The organism is Paracoccus beibuensis, from assembly GCF_026162625.1.
GTDB classification, from domain to species: Bacteria; Pseudomonadota; Alphaproteobacteria; order Rhodobacterales; family Rhodobacteraceae; genus Paracoccus; species Paracoccus beibuensis.
Genome location: NZ_JAOTBD010000019.1, coordinates 1 through 24,283, shown reverse-complemented (window position 1 = coordinate 24,283; position 24,283 = coordinate 1). Strand labels below are relative to the sequence as shown.

Genomic DNA, 24,283 nt, shown 5'->3' with positions numbered 1-24,283 from the left:
GGCGTTATTGCCGCGCCGTCACCGGACAAGGGGAGGGGAAAGCGATGGAGCTGTTCTGGCTGGCCGTCGGCACGATCGTCGCAGGCGTCTTCGGCTGCGTGGCCTGGTTCTGGGGATCGAACTGGGTTCTCGACAAGATCTACCCGCCGCGCGGCGACCGTGCGGGCGACAACATCCGCCGCGCGAACCAGATCAGGCCTTGGCTGTTTCTTGGCCCCGCGATCGTGTTTCTGGCGACCTACCTGGTCTATCCGGTGCTGGACAGCCTGTGGCGGTCGCTGTTCAGTTCGAACGGTTCGGCCTTCGTGGGCGCCGACAACTACCTCTGGCTTCTGGGCGACGACAAGTTCCGGGAATCGATGCTGAACAACATGCTGTGGCTCTTGGTCGTGCCGGCGCTGTCGACGCTGTTCGGCCTGCTGGCGGCGCAGCTGACCGACCGCATCAAGTGGGGCAATATCGGCAAGTCGCTGATCTTCATGCCCATGGCGATCAGTTTCGTCGGTGCCGGCGTCATCTGGAAGTTCATCTATGAATACCGCGCCTCGGGCGAGACCCAGATCGGCCTTCTGAACTGGATCGTGACGCGGTTCGGGGGCGAGCCGCAGATCTGGCTGACGCTGCCCGGCTGGAACAACTTCTTCCTGATGATCGTGCTGGTCTGGATCCAGACCGGCTTTGCGATGGTCATCCTGTCCGCCGCCCTGCGCGGCATCCCCGAGGAAACCATCGAGGCCGCGATCCTGGACGGCGCCAGCCCCCTGCAGGTGTTCTTCAAGATCAAGGTGCCGCAGATCATGGGCACCATCGCGGTCGTCTGGACCACCATCACCATCGTCGTGCTGAAGGTCTTCGACATCGTCTTCGTCATGACCAACGGGCAATGGGGCACGCAGGTGCTGGCCAACCTGATGTATGACTGGATGTTCCGCGGCACCCCCGACTACGGGCGCGGGTCGGCCATCGCCATCGTCCTGATGATCCTGGTCACGCCGATCATGGTCTGGAACATCTGGAACGCCCGCAAGGAGGTCCGCTGATGGAGGGCATGGCCGGACAGAAATCCTCGCTGGCATGGGTGGTCAACCTGTCTGCCTTTTTGCTGGTGCTGCTCTGGACGATCCCGACGCTGGGGCTGTTCGTGTCGTCGTTTCGGGACCGCGACCAGATCTCCACCTCGGGCTGGTGGCAGTCATTTTCCGGATCCGAACAGACCGGCTTCGTCAGGTCGGGCACGGTCGACGACCAGGTGCAGCAGGATGGGCTCTATGTGATCGAAGGCAGCGCCCTGGAGGGAACGCAGAAGCTGTCAGCCTGGGGCACCGGCGCACGCCAGCCGGCCGAGTTCCAGCCGGGCGAGACGACCGAAATCGAGGACGGTATCCAGCTGACCGTGGCCGCCGACGGCACCTATCGCATGACCTCTGCCCAGCCGTTCGAGATGACGCGGGGCGAACGCATCTTCACCACCACCATCTCTCCGCCCGAATTCACGACCGAAAACTATGGCCGGGTGCTGACGGCGGGCGGGCTGGGGCGCGCCTTCATGAACACGATGACGGTGACGATCCCCGCGACCGTCATCCCGATCCTGATCGCTGCCTTCGCCGCCTATGCGCTGGCCTGGATGCAGTTTCCGGGCCGCGCGCTGCTGACGGCGGCCGTGGTCGGCCTGCTGGTCGTGCCGCTGCAGGTGGCGCTGATCCCGCTGTTGCGGCTGCACAACGACCTGGGCATCGGCAAGGGATACCTTGGCATCTGGCTGGCCCATACCGGCTTCGGCCTGCCACTGGCCGTCTATCTTCTGCGCAACTACATGGTCGGCCTGCCGCGCGAGATCATTGAATCCGCCCGCGTGGACGGCGCCACTGATTTCCAGATCTTCCGCCGCATCATCCTGCCGCTGTCCTTTCCGGCGCTGGCCAGCTTTGCCATCTTCCAGTTCCTGTGGGTCTGGAACGACCTGCTGGTGGCCACCGTGTTCCTGGGCAATACGCGCGAACAGCTGGTCATGACGGGCCTGCTGCGCGAGCTGATGGGATCGCGGGGAGGTGAATGGGAGATCCTTGCAACTTCCGCCTTCATCTCGATAGCCGTTCCCCTGCTCGTGTTCTTTGCGATGCAGAAATACTTGGTCCGCGGATTGCTGGCCGGGTCGGTGAAAGGTGGATGAATTGACGGCAATGACGACGGATTGGTGGAAGGGCGGGATCATCTATCAGATCTATCCGCGCAGTTTTCAGGACACGACGGGCAACGGGATCGGCGATCTGGCCGGAATCGCGCAAAGGCTGCCCTATGTCGCGTCACTGGGCGTGGATGCGGTCTGGGTCTCGCCCTTCTTCACCTCTCCGATGCGGGACTTCGGCTATGACGTCAGCGACTATCGCGGCATCGACCCGCTGTTCGGGACGATGGACGATTTCGACTGGCTGGTGACCAGCGCCCATGACCTGGGGCTGAAGGTGATGATCGACCTGGTGATGTCGCACACCTCGGACCAGCATCCGTGGTTCAAGGAAAGCCGGGCGTCGCGGGACAACCCCAAGGCCGACTGGTATGTCTGGTCCGATCCCAAGCCCGACGGGACGCCGCCGAACAACTGGCTGTCGATCTTCGGCGGCAGCGCCTGGCACTGGGATGCGCGGCGCGAACAGTATTACCTGCACAACTTCCTGACCCAGCAGCCCGACCTGAACTTTCACAACCCAGCCGTCCAGGACGCCCTGCTGGAGATGGCACGCTTCTGGCTGGAAAGGGGAGTGGACGGCTTCCGGCTGGACACGATCAACTTCTATTTCCACGACGAGCAGCTGCGCGACAACCCGCCGCTGGCGCCGGAACTGCGCCGCGCCGACACCGCGCCGCGCGTGAATCCGTACAATCACCAGAGCCATCGGTTCTCGAAGTCGCAGCCCGAGAACATCGCGTTTCTGGAACGGTTCTACCAGGCGATCGCGCCCTATGGCGCCGCCGTCGTGGGCGAGATCGGCGACAGCGAACGGGCGCTGGAACTGCTGGAGCAATATACCGGCGTGCCGGGCCGGGTGCAGATGTCCTATGTCTTCGACTTCCTGTCGGGAGACGACCTGCGGGCCGCGCGCATCGTCGAGGTGTTCGACCAGCTGCACGCCGTCGCGCCGAATTCATGGCCGTGCTGGGCGATGTCGAACCACGATGTCGTGCGTCATATCAGCCGCTGGAATCTGCCCGAGCAGGCGGCCAAGGCCTATGCGACGGTGCTTTTGTGCCTGAAGGGGTCCGTCTGCCTCTACCAGGGCGAGGAACTGGGCCTGCCCGAGGCAGAGCTGCGCTTCGGAGAACTGCGCGACCCCTATGGCATCGAGTTCTGGCCCGAGTTCAAGGGCCGCGACGGCTGCCGGACCCCGATGGTCTGGGACATGGGCGTGAACGGCGGCTTCTCGACCAGCCAGCCGTGGCTGCCCGTGCCGCATGTCCACCTGCAGCGCACCGTCGTCAGTCAGGAAGCCGACGCGCAGTCCATGCTGCACCACTATCGGTGGGCCATCGGGCTCAGGCGCAAGCACAGCGCGCTGCGCGACGGCGACATGAGCGACATCGGCGCCGAGGGACCCGTGCTGTCCTTCCGCCGCACCGACGACAGGCAGAGCCTGCTGATCCGCGCCAACCTGTCCGCCGAAGACAGCGGCGGACTGGCGCCCTGGCAGGTGCAAATCATCGAGGGGTAGGGGAGGAATCCGCACATGGCCGACTTGAGACTGACGGATGTCGCCAAGTCCTATGGCGACGTGAACGTGCTAAGGGAAATCGACCTGACCATCCGGTCGGGCGAATTCATCGTCTTCGTCGGCCCTTCCGGCTGCGGAAAATCCACCCTTCTGCGCATGATCGCGGGGCTGGAGCAGATCACCGGCGGCACGCTGGAAATCGACGGGCGGGTGATGAACGACATCCCGCCCAGCCAGCGCGGCATCGCGATGGTGTTCCAGTCCTACGCGCTCTATCCCCACATGACGGTGCGCGACAACATGGCCTTTGCGCTGAAGATCGCGGGCCAGTCCAAGGACCAGATCCGGGAAGCCACCGACCGCGCGGGCAGGATGCTGCAATTGACGCCCTATCTGGACCGCCTGCCCAAGGCGCTGTCGGGCGGGCAGCGCCAGCGCGTCGCCATCGGGCGGGCGATCGTTCGTGATCCGAAGGTGTACCTGTTCGATGAACCCTTGTCGAATCTGGATGCGGCGCTTCGCGTCGCCACGCGGATCGAGATCGCGCAGCTGAAGGCCTCGATGCCGGACCGGACGATGATCTATGTCACCCATGACCAGACCGAGGCGATGACGCTGGCCGACCGCATCGTGGTGCTGGCCGGCGGCGGCATCGCCCAGGTCGGGGCGCCGCTGGAACTGTACCAGCGCCCCGTGAACGAGTTCGTGGCCCAGTTCATCGGCAGCCCTGCCATGAACCTGCTGCCGGGCCGCGTGATCGCCACGGGCCCGATGACCACCGTCGCGCTGGACGGCGGGCTTCAGGCGCAGGTGACCGTTCCCACCCGCGTCGGCGACGAGGGCATGGAGGTCAACCTGGGCGTCCGCCCGGAAGACATGCGCGACACCGATGGCGCGGCCGTCTTCGAAGGCACCGTCGATCTGACCGAGGCCCTGGGAGAGGTCACCCTCCTTTACTTCGGCACCAATGCCGAAACGGTGCCGATCATCACAAAGCTGCCGGGCATCCGTTCCGGGCTGAACGGCCGCCGCGTCAGGCTGACCGCCGATCCGCATGCCATGCACCTGTTTCACGAAGGGCAGTCGCTGCTTTACCGCGACGGTCCGCCGCCGCCCTTCGAAATGCGCGCCGCCGCCCCGTCCGGCAGCCCCGGCAGCACGCCTGCCAAGCCGCATGACGACCAGGGGCGGATCGACGACGGGCTGATCAAGCCCGAGGGGCCGGTGCGGTAACCTGCGACCAAAGTCGCAGGTCGCGGATCGAAATATCCGCTATACTGGCCCCGTCCCTTGGGAGGGGGGAACCATGACGCAGCGCAGCCATGCCGATCTGGTGGCGGAACAGTCGCAGTCGCCGCGCGCGACTTCGGCGCTTGCCGCATCCTGGCGGCGGTCCATGCTGAAGCACGGGCTGGACCCGGCCGACCGACGCCGTCCCGAGCGCCTGTCAGCGGCCGAACTGGCCGAACGGCACGCAGCCATGGCCGCTTTCCTGCATGTCGCGGGGCCGCAGATCGACCAGCTTTACAACCTCGTGGGGCTGTCCGGCTGCAACGTGCTGCTGACCGACGCGCAGGGCGTGGTGCTTGACCAGCGGGTTTCGGACGGCGACGCGGCGCAGTTCCGCGACTGGGGTCTTTGGCGCGGGGCCGACTGGTCAGAGGCCGCGCAGGGCACCAACGGCATCGGCACCTGCCTGGCCGAGGGGCGGCAGGTCACCATCCACCGCGACGAACATTTCCACACCCGCAACACGGCCATGTCCTGCATGGACGCACCGATCTGGGGACCTGACGGGCGGCTTCTGGCGGCGCTGGACGTCAGCAGCGCGCGGGCCGACCAGACCGAGCGGTACAACCGCCTGATCGGGGCGCAGGTGGCGCAGACGGCGCGGGCGATCGAGGCGCTGTTCTTCCGCTCCAGCTTTCCGCAGGCGCGGATCGTGGTGGGGTCGGACGACCAAGCCGACCAGGCGGTGCTGCTGGCGGTGGACAAGGACGACCTGGCGATTGGCGCCACCCGCGCCGCCCGCCGCGTCCTGGGGCTGGAGCGCGAGGGACGTCTGCGCCCTCGACCGGCGGCGGATCTGCTGGGTCGCCAGGACGACCTTCGCGGCTTCGACCGCGGCGAACGTGCCGCCGTCGTCAGGGCGCTGGCGCGGGCCGAGGGCAACGTCTCGGCCGCCGCACGGGCGCTGGGGATCGGGCGCGCGACCATGTACCGGCGCATGGCGCGGCTGAGGATCGGGGAAAATCCCGGCTGACTGTCTCACGCATGAGACAGCTTCTGCGGCGCGGCGTGGATGGCCGGTTGCCTCGAATCACGGGTCATCGGACATCTATGGCAACCCGGACTGGGGAGAGTCCGGGACATCCCGAGAGGAGGACCCGATGCCGAACGACCAGACGCACGAATTCAAGGGCGTGGGCGTGATGCCCTTTGCCAGCCGTTATGACAACTTCATCGGCGGCCAGTGGGTCGCGCCGAAATCCGGCAAGTATTTCACCAACACCACCCCCATCACCGGCGGCGAGATCGGAGAGATCGCCCGGTCGAACGCCGACGACATCGAGGCCGCGCTGGACGCCGCCCATGCCGCCAAGGTTGCCTGGGGCCGCACCTCGACCACCGACCGCTCGAACATCCTGATCAAGATCGCCGAGCGGATGGAGCAGAACCTGGAGTTGCTGGCAACCGCCGAGACCTGGGACAACGGCAAGCCTATCCGAGAGACGATGGCCGCCGACCTGCCGCTGGCCATCGATCATTTCCGCTATTTCGCCGGCGCCGTCCGCGCACAGGAAGGCGGCATCTCCGAGATCGACCACGACACCGTCGCCTATCATTTCCACGAACCGCTTGGCGTGGTCGGGCAGATCATCCCGTGGAACTTTCCGCTGCTGATGGCGTGCTGGAAGCTGGCCCCGGCGCTGGCCGCCGGCAACTGCGTCGTGCTGAAGCCGGCCGAACAGACCCCTGCCACGATCATGGTCTTTGCCGACCTGATCGGCGATCTGCTGCCGCCGGGCGTCCTGAACATCGTGAACGGTTTCGGGCTGGAGGCCGGCAAACCGCTGGCGTCGAATCCGCGGATTTCGAAGATCGCCTTCACCGGGGAAACCACGACCGGCCGGCTGATCATGCAATACGCCTCGGAAAACCTGATCCCGGTCACGCTGGAGCTGGGCGGCAAGTCCCCCAACATCTTCTTCGAGGACGTCACCCGCGAGGACGACGACTTCTTCGACAAGGCGATCGAGGGTTTTGTGATGTTCGCGCTGAACCAGGGCGAGGTCTGCACCTGCCCGTCGCGCGCGCTGATCCACGAGAAGATCTATGACCGCTTCATGGAACGCGCCCTGAAGCGCGTCGAGGCGATTGTGCAGGGCGACCCGCGCGACAGTGCCACGATGATCGGCGCGCAGGCCTCGTCCGAGCAGAAGGAGAAGATCCTTTCCTACTTCGACATCGGCCGCAAGGAGGGCGCCGAGGTGCTGACCGGGGGCGAGGCCGCGGACCATGGCGGCGAACTGTCGGGCGGCTATTACATCAAGCCCACGGTCTTCAAGGGCACCAACAAGATGCGGGTCTTTCAGGAAGAGATCTTCGGCCCCGTCGTGTCCGTGACGACCTTCAAGGACCATGACGAGGCGCTGTCGATCGCCAACGACACGCTCTATGGCCTGGGCGCGGGCGTCTGGTCGCGCGACGCCAACACCTGCTATCGCTTCGGCCGCGCGATCCAGGCAGGCCGGGTCTGGACCAACTGCTATCACGCCTATCCGGCCCATGCGGCCTTTGGCGGCTACAAGCAGTCGGGCATTGGGCGGGAAAACCACCGCATGATGCTGGACCATTACCAGCAGACCAAGAACATGCTGGTCAGCTATAGCCCCAAGAAGCTGGGCTTCTTCTGATCGCGCAGGGGCCCTCCGCAACCCGCGGGGGGCCAGCGGCGTTGGGGCTGACCGTATCGCGGAACAGCCCCATGCCCAAGGACAGCATCATCGACCCCGAAGACGCCGCCGAAAGCGCAGGCCTGGTGTATGTCAACGACGACATGCCGGGCATCACCCGGGTCCGCGCGGGCAAGGGGTTCACCTATCGCGACGCCCAAGGCCGCACGATCCGCGACAAAGCCGAGCGCAAGCGGCTGGCCGCACTGGCCATCCCGCCCGCCTATACCGATGTCTGGATCTGTCCCGACCCGAACGGGCACATCCAGGCCACCGGCCGCGATGACCGGGGCCGCAAGCAGTACCGCTATCATCCCGCCTTCCGCGAGGTCCGCGACGGTGCCAAATACGAGCGCATGTTCGATTTCGCCAAGGCGCTGCCCGGCCTGCGCGGCCGGGTCCGCCAGGACATGTCGCTGCGCGGCCTGCCCGCAGACAAGGTGCTGGCCACCCTCGTCTATCTTCTGGAAAACACCATGATCCGGGTCGGCAACGCCGATTATGCCAAGCAGAACAAGTCGCACGGGCTGACCACGCTGCGCGACCGGCATGTCACCTTCGAGGGCAACGAGGTGCGTTTCCGCTTCAAGGGCAAGGGCGGCAAGGAATGGGACCTGGGGCTGCGCGACCGGCGGGTCGCGCGGATCGTCAAGGCGGCGCAGGACATCCCCGGCCAGCACCTGTTCCAGTACCTGGACGAGGACGGAGAGCGGCATCAGGTCACCTCGACCGACGTGAACGCCTATCTGCGCCGGATCAGCGGGCGGCGGATCACCGCCAAGGATTTCCGGACCTGGACCGGTACCGTACTGGCGGCGCTGGCCCTGGCGGAATATGAGCGCGCCGACAGTGACGCCGCCGCCAAGCGCAATGTCCGCGACGCGATCGAGACGGTGGCCGCCCGGCTTGGCAACACGCCGACGATCTGCCGCAAGTGCTATGTCCATCCGCAGGTGATCGAGGCCTATCTGGCCAGCGACCTGAAGCTGGAATTGCAGGGCGAGATCAACGAGACTTTGGACGACGACCTGCACCACGAGGAAAAGCAGGTTCTGAAGTTCCTGAGGAGGAGATTGAAGGCATGAGCACCGTGACCGCCACCCCCGAGGCGCTGGACCTGCTGTCCGAGATCGTTGCCGATCACGGTCCGGTCCTGTTCCACCAGTCCGGCGGCTGCTGCGACGGATCGTCGCCCATGTGTTATCCGCAAGGCGATTTCCGCGTGGGCGACCGCGACGTCAAACTGGGAGAGATCGGCGGCGCGCCCTTCTACATCTCGGCCAGCCAGCATAAGGCGTGGAAGCATACCGACTTGATCATCGACGTGGTCCCCGGCCGCGGCGGCATGTTCAGCCTGGACAACGGGCGCGAGAAACGCTTCCTGACCCGGTCAGAAATCTGCAGCATCTGAAGCGCCGTTGTGAGGCCGTTCGCGATCGGCTAGACATGCCGCGATCCATCAAGCGAGGTATGTCATGACCCACAGCGTCTTCATCGACGGCGAGGCCGGAACCACCGGGCTGCAGATCCGAGACCGCCTGCTGGGACGCGACGACATCCGCCTGGTCCAGGTCGACCCGGCCCGCCGGAAGGAGGCGTCGGCGCGTGCCGAAGCCTTTGCCGAGGCCGATGTCGCGATCCTCTGCCTGCCCGACGATGCCGCGCGCGAGGCCGTGGCCCTCACCGCCGACATGGACGTGCGCCTGATCGACGCCTCGACCGCGCACCGGATCGACCCGGAATGGGTGTTCGGCTTTCCCGAACTGGCCCCCGAGATGCGCGAGATGATCGCCGCCGCCCGGCGCGTCAGCAACCCCGGCTGCTATTCGACCGGCGCCATCGCCGTCATCGCGCCGCTGGTCGCCGCCGGCCTGATCGACGAGGGCGAGGCCCTGTCGATCAACGCGGTCAGCGGCTACAGCGGCGGCGGCAAGGCGCTGATCGGCGAATACGACGCCGGCACCGCGCCCGCGCATTTCATCTATGGGCTGAACCAGCGCCACAAGCACATCCCCGAGATCATGACCCATGGCGGGTTGCTGGTGCAGCCGGTCTTCGCGCCCTCGGTGGGGAACTTCGCTCAGGGCATGGCTGTACAGTTGCCGCTGCACCTGGACGACGACCGCAGCGCCGCCGCACTGCACCAGGCGCTGGCGGACCACTATTCCGGCCAGCAGTTCGTCGAGGTCGTCCCTGCCGCAGAGATCGGCCCGCGCATCGACCCCATGGCGCGGAACGGCTCGAACCGCCTGCGGATCAGCGTCCATGGCGACGAGGACACCGGCTGCGCATTGGTGGTGGCCGTGCTGGACAATCTGGGCAAGGGCGCTTCGGGCGCGGCGATCCAGAACCTGAACATCATGCTGGGCCTGCCGGACGAGCTGGGGCTTTGACCCCGGCTTGACCGCCTTAAGGAACGGCACGAACAGGCGGCGCCAGAACAGATCTTGGTGAACTGGTGGAGCCGAGGGGAATCGAACCCCTGACCTCGTCATTGCGAACGACGCGCTCTACCAACTGAGCTACGACCCCAACGCGGCAAGATTTGGACCGGCTTGGCGGCAAAGTCAAGTGGCGGTGCGGCTGTCCCGCGCGGGTGCGCGGGACCGGCAGGGACTATTCCTCGGGCAGGGCGAAGGCGATCAGCTGGTCGCCGACCTGCGGCTTGATGATCGAGTTTCCGCCGACGGCGAAGACGACATACTGCCGCCCCTCATAGTCATAGACCGCGGGAATGGACACCGCGGGCGCCTCGACCTGGGCCTTCCACAGGACCTCTCCGTTCGAGGCATCCAGCGCGCGCACCCGCGCATCCATCGAGGCACCGATGAAGATCAGTCCAGAGGCCGTGACGACCGGGCCGCCGATCGTGGGCGAACCCCAGCTTTCGGGCATGTAGAAGCCCCATTTCTGGACCTGGCCGAACGGCACCTCCCACAGGTTCTTGCCCGTCTTCAGGTCGATCGCCGTCATGATCCCGTAGGGCGGCTTCCAGCAGGGCATGCCCATCGCGTTCAGGAAGGTCGACAGTCGGAAGCCGTAGGGCGCACCTTCCATCGGGAACAAGCCTCCCTCGGCCTCGGACCCGCCGGTCGTCAGGTTGGCATATTCCTCGCGCTCGATCAGCTGGAAGATCTGCGCAATGCGCGAGCTGTTGATGTAGAAGATGCCGGTTTCCGGGTCGACCGCCCCGCCGCCCCACTGCATGCCGCCTGCAGTGCCGGGAAAGGCCAGCGTGCCTTCCAGCGACGGCGGCGTGTAGCGGCCGTCATAGCGCAGCTCCTCCAGCCTGCGCGAGCAGCCGCCGAAGGATGCGATGTCGGCCAAGCCGAAGATCCCGTCCCAGTCGTCGCCCATCGTGGGCTCGGGCAGGGTGGGAAACGGCTGCGTGGGCGAAGCCTCCTCTCCCTCTATGTCCGAGGCGGGAACCTCCCGTTCCTCGATGGGGAAGACCGGCTCGCCGGTCAGGCGGTTCAGGACGAATGCGAAGCCCATCTTGGTCGGCTGCACCAGCGCCGGCGTGCTGCCGCCCTCGCCGGGAATATCGACCAGCGTCGGCGCGGACACCGTGTCATAGTCCCAGATGTCGTGGTGGACCAGTTGGCGGGACCACTCGACCTCTCCGGTGTCGCCGTTCAGCGCGGTGACCGACGTCGCCAGCGGGATCTCCTCCAGCCGGGTGCCGCCGTAGTAGTCGGCGCTGGGGCTGGAGACGGGGACGTAGACGAGGCCATTTTCCTCGTCGACCGACATGGCGGTCCAGACGTTCGCGGTGCCGGTCGTGCCTTCGTACCCTTCGGGGATCGAGTAGAACGACCATTCACGCTCGCCCGTGCGGGCGTCGATGGCGAAGACGGACCCCAGGGGGTTCTCGACGCTGTACCAGTCCTTGCCCGCCCAGCCCAGCAGCAGCTTGTCGCGGAAGACCGTGGGCGGCTGCAACTGCGACAGCGGGAAGTTCGCGTCGGGCTTGTTCCACTGGTTGACGTTCAGGATGCCGTTTTCCCCGAAGTCCTGGCACAATTCGCCCGTGTCGGCGTCCAGCGCGTGCAGATGCGCGTCCATCGTGCCGATATAGACGCGCTTGGCGCAGGGGCCGGTCCCTTCAGGGTCTTCCCAATAGCTGACGCCTCGGTTCTTCAGCTCGGGCTGGGTCAGGGGTTCCAAGGCCGTTTCGGGATCATAGGTCCACACGACCTCTCCTGTATCCGGCTGAACGGCGTAGACGCGGTAGAAGGGTGTCCCGACATAGAGCAGGTCATTGGCCAGGATCGGGGTCGCAGACCAGACCGTGCCCGGGATGTCGCCGGACCCATCGGACACGTCGCCGGTGTGGATCTCCCACGCCTTTTCCAACTTGTGCACGTTTTCGGGAGTGATCTGTTCCGACGCCGAATATTTCTGCGCCATCGCGTTGCCGTGGAAGTTCGTCCACTGGTCCTGCTGCGCCAGGGCAGCAGAGGTGGGGATCAGCGCCAGCAGCGCGGCGGTCAGGGTGTACTTGGAGGACATGCGCTTACCTTGCGACCAGAATGAAGATCAGCCAGATGGCCAGCGTCAGGACGATCGTCAGCATCAGCCAACCCTGCATCAGGAACCACGCGCAGAGCAGCGTCAGAAGCCCGCCGATCAGGATCATGACCGTGATGAATGTCCGAAGTCGACCGGGCTGCATCCGTCCGGCCAGCAATGCCGCCACGGTCAGGGCCAGCATGCCAAGGATGGCCAGCGCCGCGCCCGGCGTGCCGTCGACGCCCGAGCCGGGGCGGAAGAAGGCGACAGCGGCGATGACAAGGCCGATGGCGGCGGGAACCGCCATGAGGTTGCCGGCCAGCTCCTCTCGGGCGCGGTTGGGCGGGGAAAGGCGAGCAGGCATCGGCACCTCGTATTCAAGATCAGGTCAGCTCACGACAGATTGTCGGAACCTGACGTCCAGGTGGAATGCACGGGTCCGAGGCGGGGTTCCCCGAAAAGGCGAATTCGGGGAACCCGCTATCGTATCTGCCTACTCGGCCGCTTCGGCATAACTGTCCAACGGCGGGCAGGTGCAGACCAGGTTGCGGTCGCCATAGGCGTTGTCGACCCGCCCGACCGGGGGCCAGTACTTGTCCACCCGGAAGGCGCCCGGGGGGAAGCAGCCCTGTTCGCGACCATAGGGGCGGTCCCAGTCGCGGACCAAGTCCTCGACCGTGTGGGGCGCGTGGCGCAGGGGGCTGTTCTCGACGGCGATGCGGCCCTCGGCCACGTTGGTGATCTCGTCCCGGATGGCCAGAAGGGCGGTGACGAAGCGGTCGATCTCGGCCTTGGTCTCGCTTTCGGTGGGTTCGACCATCAGCGTGCCGCTGACCGGCCAGCTCATGGTCGGAGCATGAAAGCCGTTGTCGATCAGCCGCTTGGCGATGTCGTCCACGGTGACGCCATGTTCCGCGAAGGGTCGCGTGTCGATGATGCATTCGTGCGCCACCCGTCCGCGGTTCCCCATGAAGAGGATCGGATAGGCCCCCGACAGCCGCGCCGCGATATAGTTCGCATTCAGGATGGCCACGCGGGTCGCCTGGGTCAGCCCCTCGCCGCCCATCATCAGGCAATAGGCCCAACTGATCAGCAGGATCGACGCGCTGCCGTATGGCGCCGCGGACACCGCGCCTTCGCCGGTTTGCGGATCGCCCGGCAGGAAGGGCGCCAGGTGCGACTTGACGCCGATGGGGCCCATGCCCGGACCGCCGCCGCCATGCGGGATGGCAAAGGTCTTGTGCAGGTTCAGGTGGCTGACATCGCCGCCGATCTCTCCGGGCTTCACCAGGCCGACAAGCGCATTCATGTTCGCGCCGTCGATATAGACCTGCCCGCCGTGCCGGTGCGTGATCTCGCAAACCTGGCGCACGGTGTCCTCGAAGACGCCGTGCGTGCTGGGATAGGTGATCATCACGGCGGCCAGTTTCGCCCCGGCCTTTTCGGCCTTGGCGGCGAAATCCTCGACATCGATGTCGCCATTGGGCGCGGACTTCACCACCACGACCTTCATGCCGCACATCTGCGCACTGGCGGGATTGGTGCCATGGGCCGAGACCGGGATCAGGCAGATGTCGCGATCCTCGCCCCGCGCCTTGTGATAGGCCTGGATCGTCAGCAGCCCCGCATACTCCCCCTGCGCGCCGCTGTTCGGCTGCATCGAGAACGCGTCATAGCCGGTGATGCGGCACAGCTTCTCGGTCAGATCCGCAATTGCCTCGTGATAGCCGGCCGCCTGGTCGGCGGGCGCGAACGGGTGCAACGCACTGAAGCCCGGCCAGGTGATCGGCATCATCTCGGCCGCCGCATTCAGCTTCATGGTACAGGACCCGAGGGGAATCATCGCCCGGTCCAGCGCCAGGTCGCGGTCCGACAGCCGGCGCATATAGCGCATCATCTCGGATTCGGCGCGGTTCATGTGGAAGACCGGGTGGGTCAGGAAGTCGCTGTCGCGCAGCAGCGCATCCGGGATGGAGGGACCGGTGGCGCGTTCGGCGGGGTCGGTGATGCCGAACGCGTCCAGCAGCCGGGCGATGACACCCGCGTCGGTGGTCTCGTCCACGCTGATGCCCACGCGGTCGCGGCCCACCCGGCGCAGGTTGATGCCGCGGTGGCGGGCGGCGGCCATGATGCCCTGCTGGCCTACGCCCACGCGCACCGTGATTGTGTCGAAGAAGGCGTCCGGCGCGACGTCGGCGCCGGCCTCGCGCAGGGCTTTTGCCACCGTGACTGCGTGCAGATGCACCCGCTGCGCGATGGCCCGAAGACCTTCGGGGCCATGGAACACCGCATAGAACGACGCCATCACCGCCAGAAGGGCCTGCGCGGTACAGACGTTGCTGGTCGCCTTTTCGCGGCGAATGTGCTGTTCGCGCGTCTGCAGAGACAGGCGATAGGCCTGGTTCCCCTGCGCGTCGACGGACACGCCGACGATGCGGCCCGGCATGGCGCGCTTCAGTTCGTCCCGGCAGGACATGAAGGCCGCGTGCGGCCCGCCATACCCCATCGGCACCCCAAACCGCTGCGCGCTGCCAACCGCGATGTCGGCGCCCATCGACCCCGGTTCCCGCAGCAGGCACAGCGCCAGCAGGTCGGTCGCCACCACCGCCAGCGCGCCAGCCGCGTGCAGCGCCTCGATCTGGGGTGACAGGTCGCGGACATCGCCAGATGTGCCAGGATACTGAAAGATCGCCCCGAAGACCTGGTCGGCCGACAGGTCCTCGACCGGCCCCGTGACGATGCGGATGCCCAGTGGCTCAGCCCGCGTGCGGATCACCGCGATTGTCTGCGGGTGCAGGTCGTCGGCCACGAAGAACGCGTCCGCCTTCGACCTCGACTGCCGCCGGGCCATGGCCATGGCCTCGGCCGCCGCCGTCGCCTCGTCCAGCAGCGAGGCGTTCGCGACCGGCAGCCCGGTCAGGTCGGCCACCATGGTCTGATAATTCAGCAGCGCCTCCAGCCGCCCCTGCGCGATCTCGGGCTGGTAGGGGGTGTAGGCGGTGTACCAGGCCGGGTTCTCCAGGATGTTACGCTGGATCGCCGGGGGTGTGACGGTGCCGTGATAGCCCTGGCCGATCAGGCTGGTCATCACGCGGTTCTTGTCCGCCACCTCGCGCATCCGCGCCAGCAGCCCGGCCTCGGACAGGGCAGGCCAGTCCAGCCGGTCGGCCTGGCGGATGGCCGCGGGCACCGTCTCGTCGATCAGCCGGTCCAGGCTCTCGGCGCCCACTGCCTTCAGCATCTCGGCCATCTCGGCCGGAGAGGGGCCGATATGGCGCCGGTTGGCGAAATCGTCGGGGTCATAGTCGGTCGGTGTCCAGCGGCTCATCCGTCACTCCATCCCGCAGCGCCACGTTCGGGCCTGCCTTGGTCGTCAAATATCGGGAAGTCCGGGGGCATCACCCCCGGCAGCGCGTCACCCGACCAGCGCCTTGTAGGCTTCCTCGTCCATGAACCCGTCCATGGCGCCCGCGTCCGAGGGCTTCAGCCGAAAGAACCAGGCTGCCATGGGATCGCCGTTGACGTCGCCGGGGGCGTCGGCCAGTGCCGCATTGACGGCGGTGATCGTCCCCGCAACCGGAGCGGTGATGTCCGATGCGGCCTTGACGCTCTCGATCACGACGACTTCCTCTCCTGCCTCGACCTCGCGACCGTCCTCGGGCAGCTCGATGAACACCACGTCGCCCAACTGTTCGCTGGCGTGCTTCGTGATGCCCACGACGATCTCGTCGCCCTCGGCCCGCAGCCATTCGTGATCCTCGGTGTATTTCAGCATGGGACGCTCCTCAGCGCTTGAAGGTAGGGGAAATGAAGGGCAGGGTGCAGACGGTTGCCGGAAGGCGCTTGCCGCGCAGTTCCGCAAAGACGGTCGCGCCATCGGCGATGTCGGCGGGAAGCCGTACCATCGCGACCGGAGCGCCGACCGACGGCCCGAACCCGCCCGAGCTTACGGTGCCGATCGCCGCGCCGCCCTCGGGACCCGCAAAGATCGGCACGCCCTCGCGGATGGGGGCGCGACCCTCGGGCCGCAGGCCGCGGCGCGTCGTGGCGGGGGATCCCAGCTCGGGCAGGATTACGTCGGCACCGGGAAAGCCGCCGGCGCGCGCGCCGTCGGCGCGGCGCACCTTCGGGATCGACCAACCCAGACCGGCCGCGGCAGGGGTCACCCCGACATCCATGTCGTGACCATAGAGCGGCATCCCCGCCTCCAGCCGAAGGCTGTCGCGCGCGCCCAAACCGATCGGCGCCACCTCTGGCTGATCCAGAAGCGCCCGCGCGAACGCCTCCAGCCGCGCCTCCGGGACCGAGATCTCGAACCCGTCCTCGCCGGTATAGCCCGACCGCGATACCCACAGCTCGACCCCGTCCCAGTCATGCACCTGGCTGTCCATGAAGCGCATCGCGGTGACGCCCGGCACCAGCCGTGCCAGCGCAACCTCTGCCTGCGGCCCCTGCAGCGCCAGCAGCCCTCGGTCGATCACCGGCGTCACGCGCACCCCCGGCAGCGTCCGCAGATGCGCAATGTCCTGTTCCGCGCAAGCCGCGTTCACCACCAGCAGGAAGTGATCGCCACGGTTGGCGAACATCAGATCGTCCAGAATGCCGCCGGCATCGTTCGTGAACAGGCCATAGCGCTGGCGTCCCGGGGCCAGGCCCGTGACATCCGCGGGGATCAGCGTCTCCAGCGCCGCGGCGGCGGCTGGCATTCCGCCATCACCAGGCACCACCAGGACCTGCCCCATGTGGCTGACGTCGAACAGGCCCGCTTTGCCGCGCGTGTGCAGGTGTTCGGCCATGACACCCACCGGGTACTGGACGGGCATCTGCCATCCGGCGAAGGGCACCATCCGGGCGCCAAGTTCGACATGAAGATCGTAGAGACCTGTCCGGCGGGTCGTTTCGGCCATGTGGCCCCCTGAATTTCAGCCGGAAACCGGCATCGGTTGAACGGGAAAATCCCGTGCGACGATGCCCCCTCTGTCCTTGCCCTGCCGTTGAACGGCCATAGGCGCCTGAGATCGTTATCCCTTCGGCGGGCGCGGGGCGCCACTCTCCAGAGTCTGTAGGGAAAGCGGTCCTTTTGCCTGAGAGCTTGCCGGGGCGGCTTCTCCTTCGGCCCCGGCTCGCGCCGGCGTCTCCCGAATTCCTTCCTAGGTGCTAGCCGCAGGTCAACTTCAAGGCAAGACTTTTGTCGCAGACGGATTTTTGGTCAGGGGGATGCGGGACATCCGACGGCGCCCGTGCTGCGATCTTCGGCCGAGGCCGCGCAGCCGATTCCTTGCCTCTCAGCCGGGAAAGACGAAGACCCGGTCGCGGCGCAGCATCAGCCACATGGCTGTTCCAGTGGGCGGCAGGAACACGCCCGGCACCGTCGCGTTCAGCGCGATGCCCCCGCTGTCGGTAATGAACTCGACCAGTGATTCTCGGCCCAGGTAACGCGCGCGCCTGACCGTCGCCCGTGCGGCGGTGCCGTTTTCGGACGTGGGCGAGGGGCCTTGCCCCGCCCGGTCGAAGTCGATCTTCAGGTGCTGCGGGCGGATCACGATCTCGACGGGGGCTCCGTCCGGCAGGCCTGGCGTCAGGAACTCGCCGAACGGCGTTTCGGTCAACGCCCCCTGCACCCGCCCCGTCAACACGTTGATGTCGCTGAAGAAGGCCGCCGCCTGCCGGTCCACCGGCGCATTGTAGAGATTGTAGGGCGCCCCCTGCTGCACGATGCGGCCGTCGCGCATCAGCAGGATCTGGTCGGCCATGCGCATCGCTTCGTGCGGCTCGTGCGTGACCAGCAGGACGGCAGCGCCTTCTTCCTTCAGAAGCGCCAGGGTCTCGTCCCTGATGCCGTCGCGCAGCCGTTCGTCCAGCCCGCTGAACGGTTCGTCCATCAGCAGGACGCGCGGACGCGGCGCCAAAGCCCGCGCCAGGGCCACGCGCTGCTGCTCGCCCCCCGACAGCTCGTGCGGATAGCTGTCGATGTGGGCCGTCATGCGAACGCGGTCCAGCAGCTCGCCCACGCGTTCGCTGTTCGCCTTGAAGCCGCCGGGCAGGCCGAAGGCCACGTTCTCGCTGACGGGGAGGTGCGGGAACAGCGCGAAATCCTGGAACATCAGCCCGATGGCGCGCTTTTCGGGCGGCACGCGGGTTCGGGTGTCGCAGATCAGCTGCCCGTCGACCAGGATGCGGCCGCTGTCCTGCATGTCGACACCGGCGATGATGCGCAGCGTCGTCGACTTGCCGCAGCCCGAGGGGCCAAGAAGGCAAGCAACCTGGCCCGCCTCGATCCGGAAGCCGACGTTGTCGACGACGGGCGCGCCGTCGAAGGCGCGCGTCAGGCTGTCCACTTCCAGTCGCAGAGGCGTCGTCACGTTGGGGCCAGGCCTTTCGGTCAGGTACCCGCTGCCCCTAGCAAGGGGCAGCGGCGCCCGCAACGCGTCAGATCGTGACGCTCAGCGCGCCGCCGTCCAGCAGCACGTTCTGTCCGACGATGAAGCGCGCCTGCTGGCTGCAGAGAAACGCGCAGGTCGCGCCGAAATCCTCTGGTGTGCCATAGGTGCCCGTCGGGATCGTCGCCTGCCGCTGCGCCCGCGCCTCATCCAGAGAGATGCCCTGCGCCCCGGCAACGCCCTGGTCGAGGCTGTCCGCCCTGGCCGTGGCATGGATGCCCGGCAGCAGGTTGTTCACGCAGACGCCGTTGCCCGCGACCTGACGGGACATGCCGGCAACAAACCCCGTCAACCCCGTCCGCGCGGTGTTCGACAGCCCCAGAACCGACACGGGGGAGCGGACCGAGGCCGAGGTGATGTTCACGACCCGGCCCCAGCCCCGGTCCATCATCCCGGGCACCAGCGCCTGCATCAGCGCGATGGCCGACAGCATGTTGGCGTCGACCGCACGAATGAAGTCCTCGCGGCTCCAGTCGCGCCAGTCGCCGGGCGGGGGGCCGCCAGCATTGGTTACCAGGATATCGGCATGACCCACGGCATCGAGGACGCGGCCGCGACCCTCCTCGGTCGTGATGTCGGCGGCGACGGGGGTGACCTCGACGCCATGGCGCTCGGCGATCTCGTGGGCGGTGCGGGCGATCTCGGCCTCGGAGCGGCTGTTGATGACCAAGTTCACGCCAGCCTCGGCCAATGCCTCGGCGCAGCCCCGCCCCAGCCCTTTTGAGGCCGCGCAGACAAGCCCCCGTTTGCCCCTGATGCCCAGATCCATCGCGTCCTCCTGTCGGCTTCCCCCGCAGAAAACGCGGCCCGGCGCGGATTGTCAACGCGGCGGCGGATGGGCGCGGCGGGGCGCAGCACCGCGGCGAAGCTGGGGCTTCGATGGCCCCTGCTTCGCCTGCTGCCCCGGGATCCGACGGCCGAAGCGCATCCGGCAGGAGTCAGGGGGCGAAGGGTTCCGTCAGCGCACCGCGCAAACTGTCCAGCACGAAGACCCCGGCATGCCCGATCTGCGCCAGCGGTGTCCCTGCCGTCGAACGCGCCGCCACCAGGTCCTCGTGCATCGCGGCCATTTCGACGTAGCGGTCATGCCGCGCCAGCCCCTGCGGCGGCAGGTCCGAGATGTCGATGACCGTGATCCCCGCTTCCGCCACCGCCTCACGGACCCGCGGATCGCGGACGTCCAGCGTTCCCAGCCGACCCCGATGCGCCCCCAGCCGCCCGGCCAGCCGCAGCGCGCGGTCGTCCGGCGATACGAGGATCGTCATCGGCTGCCGCCTCCGCCCGATTACCGCGATCTGGGCGCGGAACAGGTCGGGGTCGATGTCCGGCGCGGCCAGGATCACCGACAGCCTGTCCAGCACGTCGGCGCGCCCCTCCAGCCGCAGCTGGCGCAGGCTCTCCATCGTCAGAAGCGCCCCCAGCGAATGCGCCGTGACGCTGACTGTCCCGCCACGGGCCTTTGCGACAAGGTCGATCAGCGTGCGGCTCAGCGCGTCGCGGGAAAAGGCCGCGGCATCCCGGTCTGCAAGATACCCCAGCGGTCTGCCGGCCGAGGGCCAGGAAAACAGCACCGGCACGCCGCCTGTCCCCGCATCGACCGACAACTGCACGAGGCGATAGAGCGCCTCTGGAAAGGTATGGTTATAGCCATGCACATAGAGGCCGATGCCCGCCGGAAGACGGGGGTCCCGCGCCAGGGTCCCCGCATACTGGTCCGGCGTCAGGTTGGCGCTGCCCAGGACCGCGAAGCTGGTTACGGGATCGATCTTGCCGTTCGGCCACTCGACCCGGCCCGGCCGGTGCGTCGGGGGAATCGAGACGGTGAAGGCGGCGTGGCTGGTCCCAAGCGACCAGGCGCTGCCGAAGGCTGTGCTGCCCACACCCCGCGGTGCGCGGGTCGTGGCCACGTAGACGGTGGTGACCTGCGCGCCCGTTATGGTCCCCGGGACCGCCTCCAGCGCCTCGTTGCCGGGCCGGGGCGCGCAGGCAGATATCACGACCGCCATCGCCAGGAACAGCATCCTGAGCGGGCGAAGTCGTCGTGGCGCAAGGGCTGGCGGCATGTCACGCGATGGCTGGGGGTCGATCGCCGCCCTTATACCGCAACCCTCCTCCGTCCAGCAATCCGCATCGCCGAAGCCCCGCCTTGCGCCGCTGCGTCAGGCGGCGACCGCCTCTCGGATCGTTCTCATGTTGGCGCCATAGACCTGCGGCGCGTCGACCGACCCGCCCTTGAACACCGCTGATCCCGCCACCAGCACGTCGGCCCCCGCCTTCGCGACCAGCGGAGCGGTGGTCGGATCGACGCCGCCATCCACCTGGACATGGATCGGCCGGTCACCGATCATCCCGCGCAGGCGGGCGATCTTGTCCAGCTGGCTGTGGATGAACCTCTGCCCGCCAAAGCCCGGGTTCACCGTCATGACCAGGACCATGTCGCACAGATCCAGCAGGTAGCCGACCGCCTCCACCGGCGTGCCTGGGTTGAGAGCGATGCCCGCCTTTCGGCCCGTCGCGCGAATCGCCTGCAGCGTCCGGTGGGGATGTGGCCCGGCCTCGACATGGGCCGTGATCATGTCGGCCCCGGCCTCGGCATAGGCCTCGATATAGGCATCGACAGGCGCGATCATCAGGTGGACGTCCATGAAGGTCTTCACATGCGGGCGGAACGCCTTCACCGCGGGCGGGCCGAAGGTCAGGTTCGGCACGAAATGGCCGTCCATGACGTCCACGTGCACCCAGTCGGCACCCTCGGCCTCGATCGCGCGGATCTCGGCGCCGAAATTGGCGAAATCGGCCGAAAGGATCGACGGGGCGATCTTCAGGCTGCGGTCGAAGCTCATCATGTCCTCCACGGGCTGCTGCGCTGCGGCCTGCCCTCTCGCGGGCGCTGCGTCAAGCCTGTGCTGGCATTCAGGCCCGCCGCGACTGGTCCGTCAGCCGCAGGATCATCGGCGTCAGGATCAGCTGCATGGCCAGGTCCATCTTCGGCCCCGGCACGACGATCGAGTTCGCGCGGCTCATCCATGACCCGGCGATCATCTGCGTAAGATAAGGAAAGTCGATGCCGCGCGGGTTGCGGAAGCGGATCACCACCAGGCTTTCGTCCGGCGTCGGGATCCACCGGGCGATGAAGGGGTTCGACGTGTCGACCACCGGCACCCGCTGGAAGTTGATGTCGGTCTGGGTGAATTGCGGGCAGATGCAGTGCACATAGGCGTGCATGCGGCGCAGGATGGTGTCCGTCACGGCCTCGGTCGTGTAGCCGCGATGCGCGCTGTCGCGGTGGATCTTCTGGATCCATTCCAGGTTCACCACCGGCACGACGCCGACCTTCAGATCGGCCAGCGCGGCGATGTTGACCCGGTCGTTGACGACCGCGCCGTGCAGCCCCTCGTAGAACAGAAGGTCGCTGTTCTCCTCGAACGGTGCCCAGTCGGTGAAGGTGCCGTGCGGCCGGCCCCAGCGCGCGGCGTCCTTGTCGTCATGGACATAGTGCCGCGTCTCGCCCCGGCCCGTTTCGCCGTAGATGCGCAGGATGTCCTGCAGCTTTTCCAGCTCGTTGGCGTCATAGCTGAAATGGCTGAAGGTTGCATCGCCGGCGGCCAGCCGGGCCGCAAGTTCCGCCTTCATGGCAGCGCGGTCGTAACGGTGGAAGGCGTCGCCCTCGATGCTGACGGCACGAATGCCCTCGCGACGGAAGATCTGGTCGAAGGTCGACTTGACGGTCGTCGTGCCCGCCCCGGAACTGCCGGTGACCGAGATGATGGGGTGTCTCTGGCTCATCCGCCCTGGACCCTGAACAATCCACGATGACGGAACAGGGCCGGAACCTCAGGCTCGGGCAGCGGGTGATGCCCCAAGCTGCCGGCACCTCCCAGGTTCAGCGGGCTGCGGGCCTGAAGGTCGGCGATGCGCGCCGCAAGAAGCGGCGAGATGCCGTCGGTCGCCACGCCGCCTGCTTGCTCGACCAGGAACGCCAATGGCGCGCAGACCGTCAACTGCCGCGGCAGATCGTCGCCATCCATGCACAGGAAGCTGCCGCCGCGCAGCAGGATGCGATGCGCTTCGGCGGCCAGCGATCCCGCCTGCCGCCTGCCGGCGGAGGAACGAAGGGCCGTGCGCGGCCAGTCGTGCTGAGGGTGTGCGGGAACCCGCACCTGCGGGCTTGTCAGCCGAAAGCGGCTCACGGCGGGATCGAGGATCGAGAGCTGCACCCCGCAGCCGAAGCTGGTGACCATACAGCAGTGCGTCCCATGAAGAACGTATCCGGCTGCCAGCATGTCACGCGCGGGGCGCAGGAAGCTTGACTGCCCGTCACCTGCCGCGGGAAAAATCGCGAAGATCGAGGCAAGAGGCGCGTTCAGGTCCTGATCGGCCTCTCCGTCCAGAGGCGTCAGCGCCATGGCAAGATCGCCGTCACCGTCCACTGCAACGGGCGCCTGATCCTCGGCTGGATACAGCCAGCGGATCCCCGGGCTCTGAAGCGCATCGGCGAAAAGTGTTCGCGCGCAGGCGGTGGAAAGGCTGTCACTGCGGCCGCGCAACATGTCGGACAACCGGGCGCTGGCATGCGCGACGGCGGTCATCAGGGGGCGGAAGCGTTCGGGAATCCAGGTCGTGTCGATGCCGGCGACAGTCATCGGCCCTCCCTTGTCGTCGTGGCGCAGATTGACAGTGGCGCATCTTAGGCGAAATTCAAATCGACAAAAGATGGACTAAAGTTTTCTGAACATGCGCATCGACGCGGTCACCCTGCGCCAATTGCGTGCGCTTCGTGCCGTGGCCGACAGCGGCAGCCTGACCACCGCAGCCGGATGGCTTGGGCTGACACCGCCTGCGGTCCATGGCCAGTTGAAAGCGATGGAGGATCTGGCGGGTTCGGCGCTTGTGGTTCGCGGCGACGGCGCGTTCCGGGCCGCGCCCGAGGGGCAGGCCCTGCTGCGGGCCGAGGCGCAGATCGCCACCGCCCTGTCGCGCGCCACAAGGGAAGTCGCCGCCCTCCGGCAAGGCCAGAGCGGATCGGTCGTCCTGGGCGTCGTGTCGACAGGGAAGTATTTCGCGCCGGCGCTGGTTGCCCTGCTGCGCTGCAGCCTGCCCGACATAGAGGTGACGCTCCGCATCGGTAACCGCAACGCCATCATGGCGACGCTGGCCGGTGATGAACCGGACCTGCTCATGGGCCGTCCGCCGAAGGAGCCTGCGGTCACGGCCGATCTGATCGGGCCCCCATCCGCATATCTTCATCGCCGCGTCCGATCACCCCCTGGCCCTTCAGGATCCGGTCATGCCGGGTGACCTGCTGGAACAGACGTTCCTGTCGCGGGAAGAGGGGTCTTTCACGCGGATCCTGATGACCCGGTTCCTCGATCGGATCGGCGAAGGCGCGCCCTGGCGTGCGATCGACATGGGAACCAACGAGACGATCAAGCAGGCGGTCATCGCCGGGCTGGGGGTCGCGCTCATTTCCCGGCACACCTGGACCGAGGAACTGCGCGCGGGCCGCCGCCCTACCAGGCTGCCAAAGAACTCGTCGAGGCGGAACGGTTTTCTTGGGACGGGCCCGGCTGCGTTGAGCTTCCGGCCTGTCGGGGCAAACGGTGTGCGCGGCCGATGCCGCCTTTCGTCTTCATGCGCTCAGCAGTCGTGGCAGCCGGGCCAGGTT

22 protein-coding genes, 1 tRNA gene and 1 riboswitch are annotated in these 24,283 nt (G+C 67.0%); of the genes, 11 read left to right on the top strand and 12 right to left on the bottom strand.

Annotation, left to right across the window (positions count from 1 at the left end; translation table 11 throughout):
- Window positions 1-44 precede the first annotated feature (44 nt).
- The 9 genes from OC159_RS12400 to argC all read left to right on the top strand — a co-directional run bounded on the left by OC159_RS12400 (window position 45) and on the right by argC (window position 10,059).
- A complete protein-coding gene (locus OC159_RS12400) occupies window positions 45-1,040 on the top strand; it encodes a carbohydrate ABC transporter permease (protein WP_265501488.1) in 996 nt (331 codons plus the stop codon).
- Window positions 1,040-2,173: a carbohydrate ABC transporter permease gene (locus OC159_RS12395; RefSeq protein WP_265501487.1), complete on the top strand. Its 1,134-nt coding sequence runs from the start codon at window positions 1,040-1,042 to the stop codon at window positions 2,171-2,173. The genes OC159_RS12400 and OC159_RS12395 overlap by 1 nt, the downstream gene beginning before the upstream one ends.
- Window positions 2,174-2,183: 10 nt before the next feature.
- On the top strand, window positions 2,184-3,710 hold the full coding sequence (locus OC159_RS12390) for an alpha-amylase family glycosyl hydrolase (protein ID WP_265501486.1): 1,527 nt from the start codon (window positions 2,184-2,186) through the stop codon (window positions 3,708-3,710).
- 15 nt (window positions 3,711-3,725) lie between these two features.
- Window positions 3,726-4,943, top strand: a complete 1,218-nt coding sequence (locus OC159_RS12385; RefSeq protein ID WP_265501485.1) for an ABC transporter ATP-binding protein — start codon at window positions 3,726-3,728, stop codon at window positions 4,941-4,943.
- Between the two features lie 73 nt (window positions 4,944-5,016).
- On the top strand, window positions 5,017-5,973 hold the full coding sequence (locus OC159_RS12380) for a GAF domain-containing protein (RefSeq protein WP_265501484.1): 957 nt from the start codon (window positions 5,017-5,019) through the stop codon (window positions 5,971-5,973).
- A 127-nt stretch (window positions 5,974-6,100) separates the two neighbouring features.
- Window positions 6,101-7,627, top strand: a complete 1,527-nt coding sequence (gene adh / locus OC159_RS12375; RefSeq protein ID WP_265501483.1) for an aldehyde dehydrogenase — start codon at window positions 6,101-6,103, stop codon at window positions 7,625-7,627.
- Window positions 7,628-7,698: 71 nt separating this feature from the next.
- Window positions 7,699-8,751, top strand: a complete 1,053-nt coding sequence (locus tag OC159_RS12370) for a DNA topoisomerase IB (protein WP_265501482.1) — start codon at window positions 7,699-7,701, stop codon at window positions 8,749-8,751.
- Window positions 8,748-9,077: a DUF779 domain-containing protein gene (locus tag OC159_RS12365; RefSeq protein WP_265501481.1), complete on the top strand. Its 330-nt coding sequence runs from the start codon at window positions 8,748-8,750 to the stop codon at window positions 9,075-9,077. Before OC159_RS12370 ends, OC159_RS12365 begins: the two co-directional genes overlap by 4 nt.
- A gap of 64 nt (window positions 9,078-9,141) precedes the next feature.
- Window positions 9,142-10,059, top strand: coding sequence for an N-acetyl-gamma-glutamyl-phosphate reductase (argC, locus tag OC159_RS12360; RefSeq protein ID WP_265501480.1), 918 nt, complete (start codon window positions 9,142-9,144; stop codon window positions 10,057-10,059).
- A 63-nt stretch (window positions 10,060-10,122) separates the two neighbouring features.
- Here the strand turns inward: argC and OC159_RS12355 are convergent.
- The 12 genes from OC159_RS12355 to OC159_RS12300 all read right to left on the bottom strand — a co-directional run bounded on the left by OC159_RS12355 (window position 10,123) and on the right by OC159_RS12300 (window position 23,261).
- Window positions 10,123-10,198 (bottom strand) — tRNA-Ala (locus tag OC159_RS12355).
- A gap of 84 nt (window positions 10,199-10,282) precedes the next feature.
- Window positions 10,283-12,178 (bottom strand): pyrroloquinoline quinone-dependent dehydrogenase, encoded by a 1,896-nt coding sequence (locus tag OC159_RS12350; RefSeq protein ID WP_265501479.1) that lies wholly within the window; start codon window positions 12,176-12,178, stop codon window positions 10,283-10,285.
- Window positions 12,179-12,182: 4 nt separating this feature from the next.
- Window positions 12,183-12,542 carry a hypothetical protein gene (locus tag OC159_RS12345; protein WP_265501478.1) on the bottom strand — a complete coding sequence of 120 codons (360 nt, stop codon included), beginning with the start codon at window positions 12,540-12,542 and terminating at the stop codon, window positions 12,183-12,185.
- A 129-nt stretch (window positions 12,543-12,671) separates the two neighbouring features.
- Window positions 12,672-15,506, bottom strand: a complete 2,835-nt coding sequence (gene gcvP / locus OC159_RS12340; protein ID WP_265501477.1) for an aminomethyl-transferring glycine dehydrogenase — start codon at window positions 15,504-15,506, stop codon at window positions 12,672-12,674.
- 87 nt (window positions 15,507-15,593) lie between these two features.
- A complete protein-coding gene (gene gcvH, locus OC159_RS12335; RefSeq protein ID WP_265501524.1) occupies window positions 15,594-15,950 on the bottom strand; it encodes a glycine cleavage system protein GcvH in 357 nt (118 codons plus the stop codon).
- Window positions 15,951-15,963: 13 nt separating this feature from the next.
- Entirely contained in the window at window positions 15,964-17,085 is a 1,122-nt protein-coding gene (gene gcvT / locus OC159_RS12330) for a glycine cleavage system aminomethyltransferase GcvT (RefSeq protein WP_265501476.1), read from the bottom strand.
- A 155-nt stretch (window positions 17,086-17,240) separates the two neighbouring features.
- Window positions 17,241-17,329, bottom strand: a riboswitch (glycine riboswitch).
- A gap of 134 nt (window positions 17,330-17,463) precedes the next feature.
- Entirely contained in the window at window positions 17,464-18,540 is a 1,077-nt protein-coding gene (locus tag OC159_RS12325) for an ABC transporter ATP-binding protein (protein WP_265501475.1), read from the bottom strand.
- 67 nt (window positions 18,541-18,607) lie between these two features.
- Window positions 18,608-19,387, bottom strand: coding sequence for an SDR family oxidoreductase (locus OC159_RS12320; protein ID WP_265501474.1), 780 nt, complete (start codon window positions 19,385-19,387; stop codon window positions 18,608-18,610).
- Window positions 19,388-19,556: 169 nt separating this feature from the next.
- Window positions 19,557-20,639 carry an alpha/beta hydrolase gene (locus OC159_RS12315; RefSeq protein ID WP_265501473.1) on the bottom strand — a complete coding sequence of 361 codons (1,083 nt, stop codon included), beginning with the start codon at window positions 20,637-20,639 and terminating at the stop codon, window positions 19,557-19,559.
- Window positions 20,640-20,777: 138 nt separating this feature from the next.
- On the bottom strand, window positions 20,778-21,461 hold the full coding sequence (gene rpe, locus OC159_RS12310; protein WP_265501472.1) for a ribulose-phosphate 3-epimerase: 684 nt from the start codon (window positions 21,459-21,461) through the stop codon (window positions 20,778-20,780).
- Window positions 21,462-21,531: 70 nt separating this feature from the next.
- The gene (locus OC159_RS12305) at window positions 21,532-22,404 is read right to left on the bottom strand and encodes a phosphoribulokinase (RefSeq protein ID WP_265501471.1); all 873 of its coding nucleotides are present in this window, start codon (window positions 22,402-22,404) and stop codon (window positions 21,532-21,534) included.
- Window positions 22,401-23,261, bottom strand: a complete 861-nt coding sequence (locus OC159_RS12300) for a hypothetical protein (RefSeq protein ID WP_265501470.1) — start codon at window positions 23,259-23,261, stop codon at window positions 22,401-22,403. Before OC159_RS12300 ends, OC159_RS12305 begins: the two co-directional genes overlap by 4 nt.
- 91 nt (window positions 23,262-23,352) lie before the next feature.
- Between OC159_RS12300 and OC159_RS12295 the strand changes: the two genes are divergently transcribed.
- Both OC159_RS12295 and OC159_RS12290 read left to right on the top strand, forming a co-directional pair.
- Window positions 23,353-23,916 carry a LysR family transcriptional regulator gene (locus tag OC159_RS12295; RefSeq protein WP_265501469.1) on the top strand — a complete coding sequence of 188 codons (564 nt, stop codon included), beginning with the start codon at window positions 23,353-23,355 and terminating at the stop codon, window positions 23,914-23,916.
- A partial coding sequence (locus OC159_RS12290; protein WP_265501468.1) for a LysR substrate-binding domain-containing protein occupies window positions 23,906-24,283 on the top strand: 378 nt, incomplete at its 3' end. The genes OC159_RS12295 and OC159_RS12290, both read left to right, overlap by 11 nt.

Bases quoted from the DNA above. Each gene is read 5' to 3' on its own strand.
- OC159_RS12400 (WP_265501488.1), top strand. From the start codon at position 45: ATGGAGCTGTTCTGGCTGGCCGTCGGCACGATCGTCGCAGGCGTCTTC.
- OC159_RS12395 (WP_265501487.1), top strand. From the start codon at position 1,040: ATGGAGGGCATGGCCGGACAGAAATCCTCGCTGGCATGGGTGGTCAAC.
- OC159_RS12390 (WP_265501486.1), top strand. From the start codon at position 2,184: ATGACGACGGATTGGTGGAAGGGCGGGATCATCTATCAGATCTATCCG.
- OC159_RS12385 (WP_265501485.1), top strand. From the start codon at position 3,726: ATGGCCGACTTGAGACTGACGGATGTCGCCAAGTCCTATGGCGACGTG.
- OC159_RS12380 (WP_265501484.1), top strand. From the start codon at position 5,017: ATGACGCAGCGCAGCCATGCCGATCTGGTGGCGGAACAGTCGCAGTCG.
- adh (WP_265501483.1), top strand. From the start codon at position 6,101: ATGCCGAACGACCAGACGCACGAATTCAAGGGCGTGGGCGTGATGCCC.
- OC159_RS12370 (WP_265501482.1), top strand. From the start codon at position 7,699: ATGCCCAAGGACAGCATCATCGACCCCGAAGACGCCGCCGAAAGCGCA.
- OC159_RS12365 (WP_265501481.1), top strand. From the start codon at position 8,748: ATGAGCACCGTGACCGCCACCCCCGAGGCGCTGGACCTGCTGTCCGAG.
- argC (WP_265501480.1), top strand. From the start codon at position 9,142: ATGACCCACAGCGTCTTCATCGACGGCGAGGCCGGAACCACCGGGCTG.
- OC159_RS12350 (WP_265501479.1), bottom strand. From the start codon at position 12,178: ATGTCCTCCAAGTACACCCTGACCGCCGCGCTGCTGGCGCTGATCCCC.
- OC159_RS12345 (WP_265501478.1), bottom strand. From the start codon at position 12,542: ATGCCTGCTCGCCTTTCCCCGCCCAACCGCGCCCGAGAGGAGCTGGCC.
- gcvP (WP_265501477.1), bottom strand. From the start codon at position 15,506: ATGAGCCGCTGGACACCGACCGACTATGACCCCGACGATTTCGCCAAC.
- gcvT (WP_265501476.1), bottom strand. From the start codon at position 17,085: ATGGCCGAAACGACCCGCCGGACAGGTCTCTACGATCTTCATGTCGAA.
- OC159_RS12320 (WP_265501474.1), bottom strand. From the start codon at position 19,387: ATGGATCTGGGCATCAGGGGCAAACGGGGGCTTGTCTGCGCGGCCTCA.
- OC159_RS12315 (WP_265501473.1), bottom strand. From the start codon at position 20,639: ATGCTGTTCCTGGCGATGGCGGTCGTGATATCTGCCTGCGCGCCCCGG.
- rpe (WP_265501472.1), bottom strand. From the start codon at position 21,461: ATGAGCTTCGACCGCAGCCTGAAGATCGCCCCGTCGATCCTTTCGGCC.
- OC159_RS12305 (WP_265501471.1), bottom strand. From the start codon at position 22,404: ATGAGCCAGAGACACCCCATCATCTCGGTCACCGGCAGTTCCGGGGCG.
- OC159_RS12300 (WP_265501470.1), bottom strand. From the start codon at position 23,261: ATGACTGTCGCCGGCATCGACACGACCTGGATTCCCGAACGCTTCCGC.
- OC159_RS12295 (WP_265501469.1), top strand. From the start codon at position 23,353: ATGCGCATCGACGCGGTCACCCTGCGCCAATTGCGTGCGCTTCGTGCC.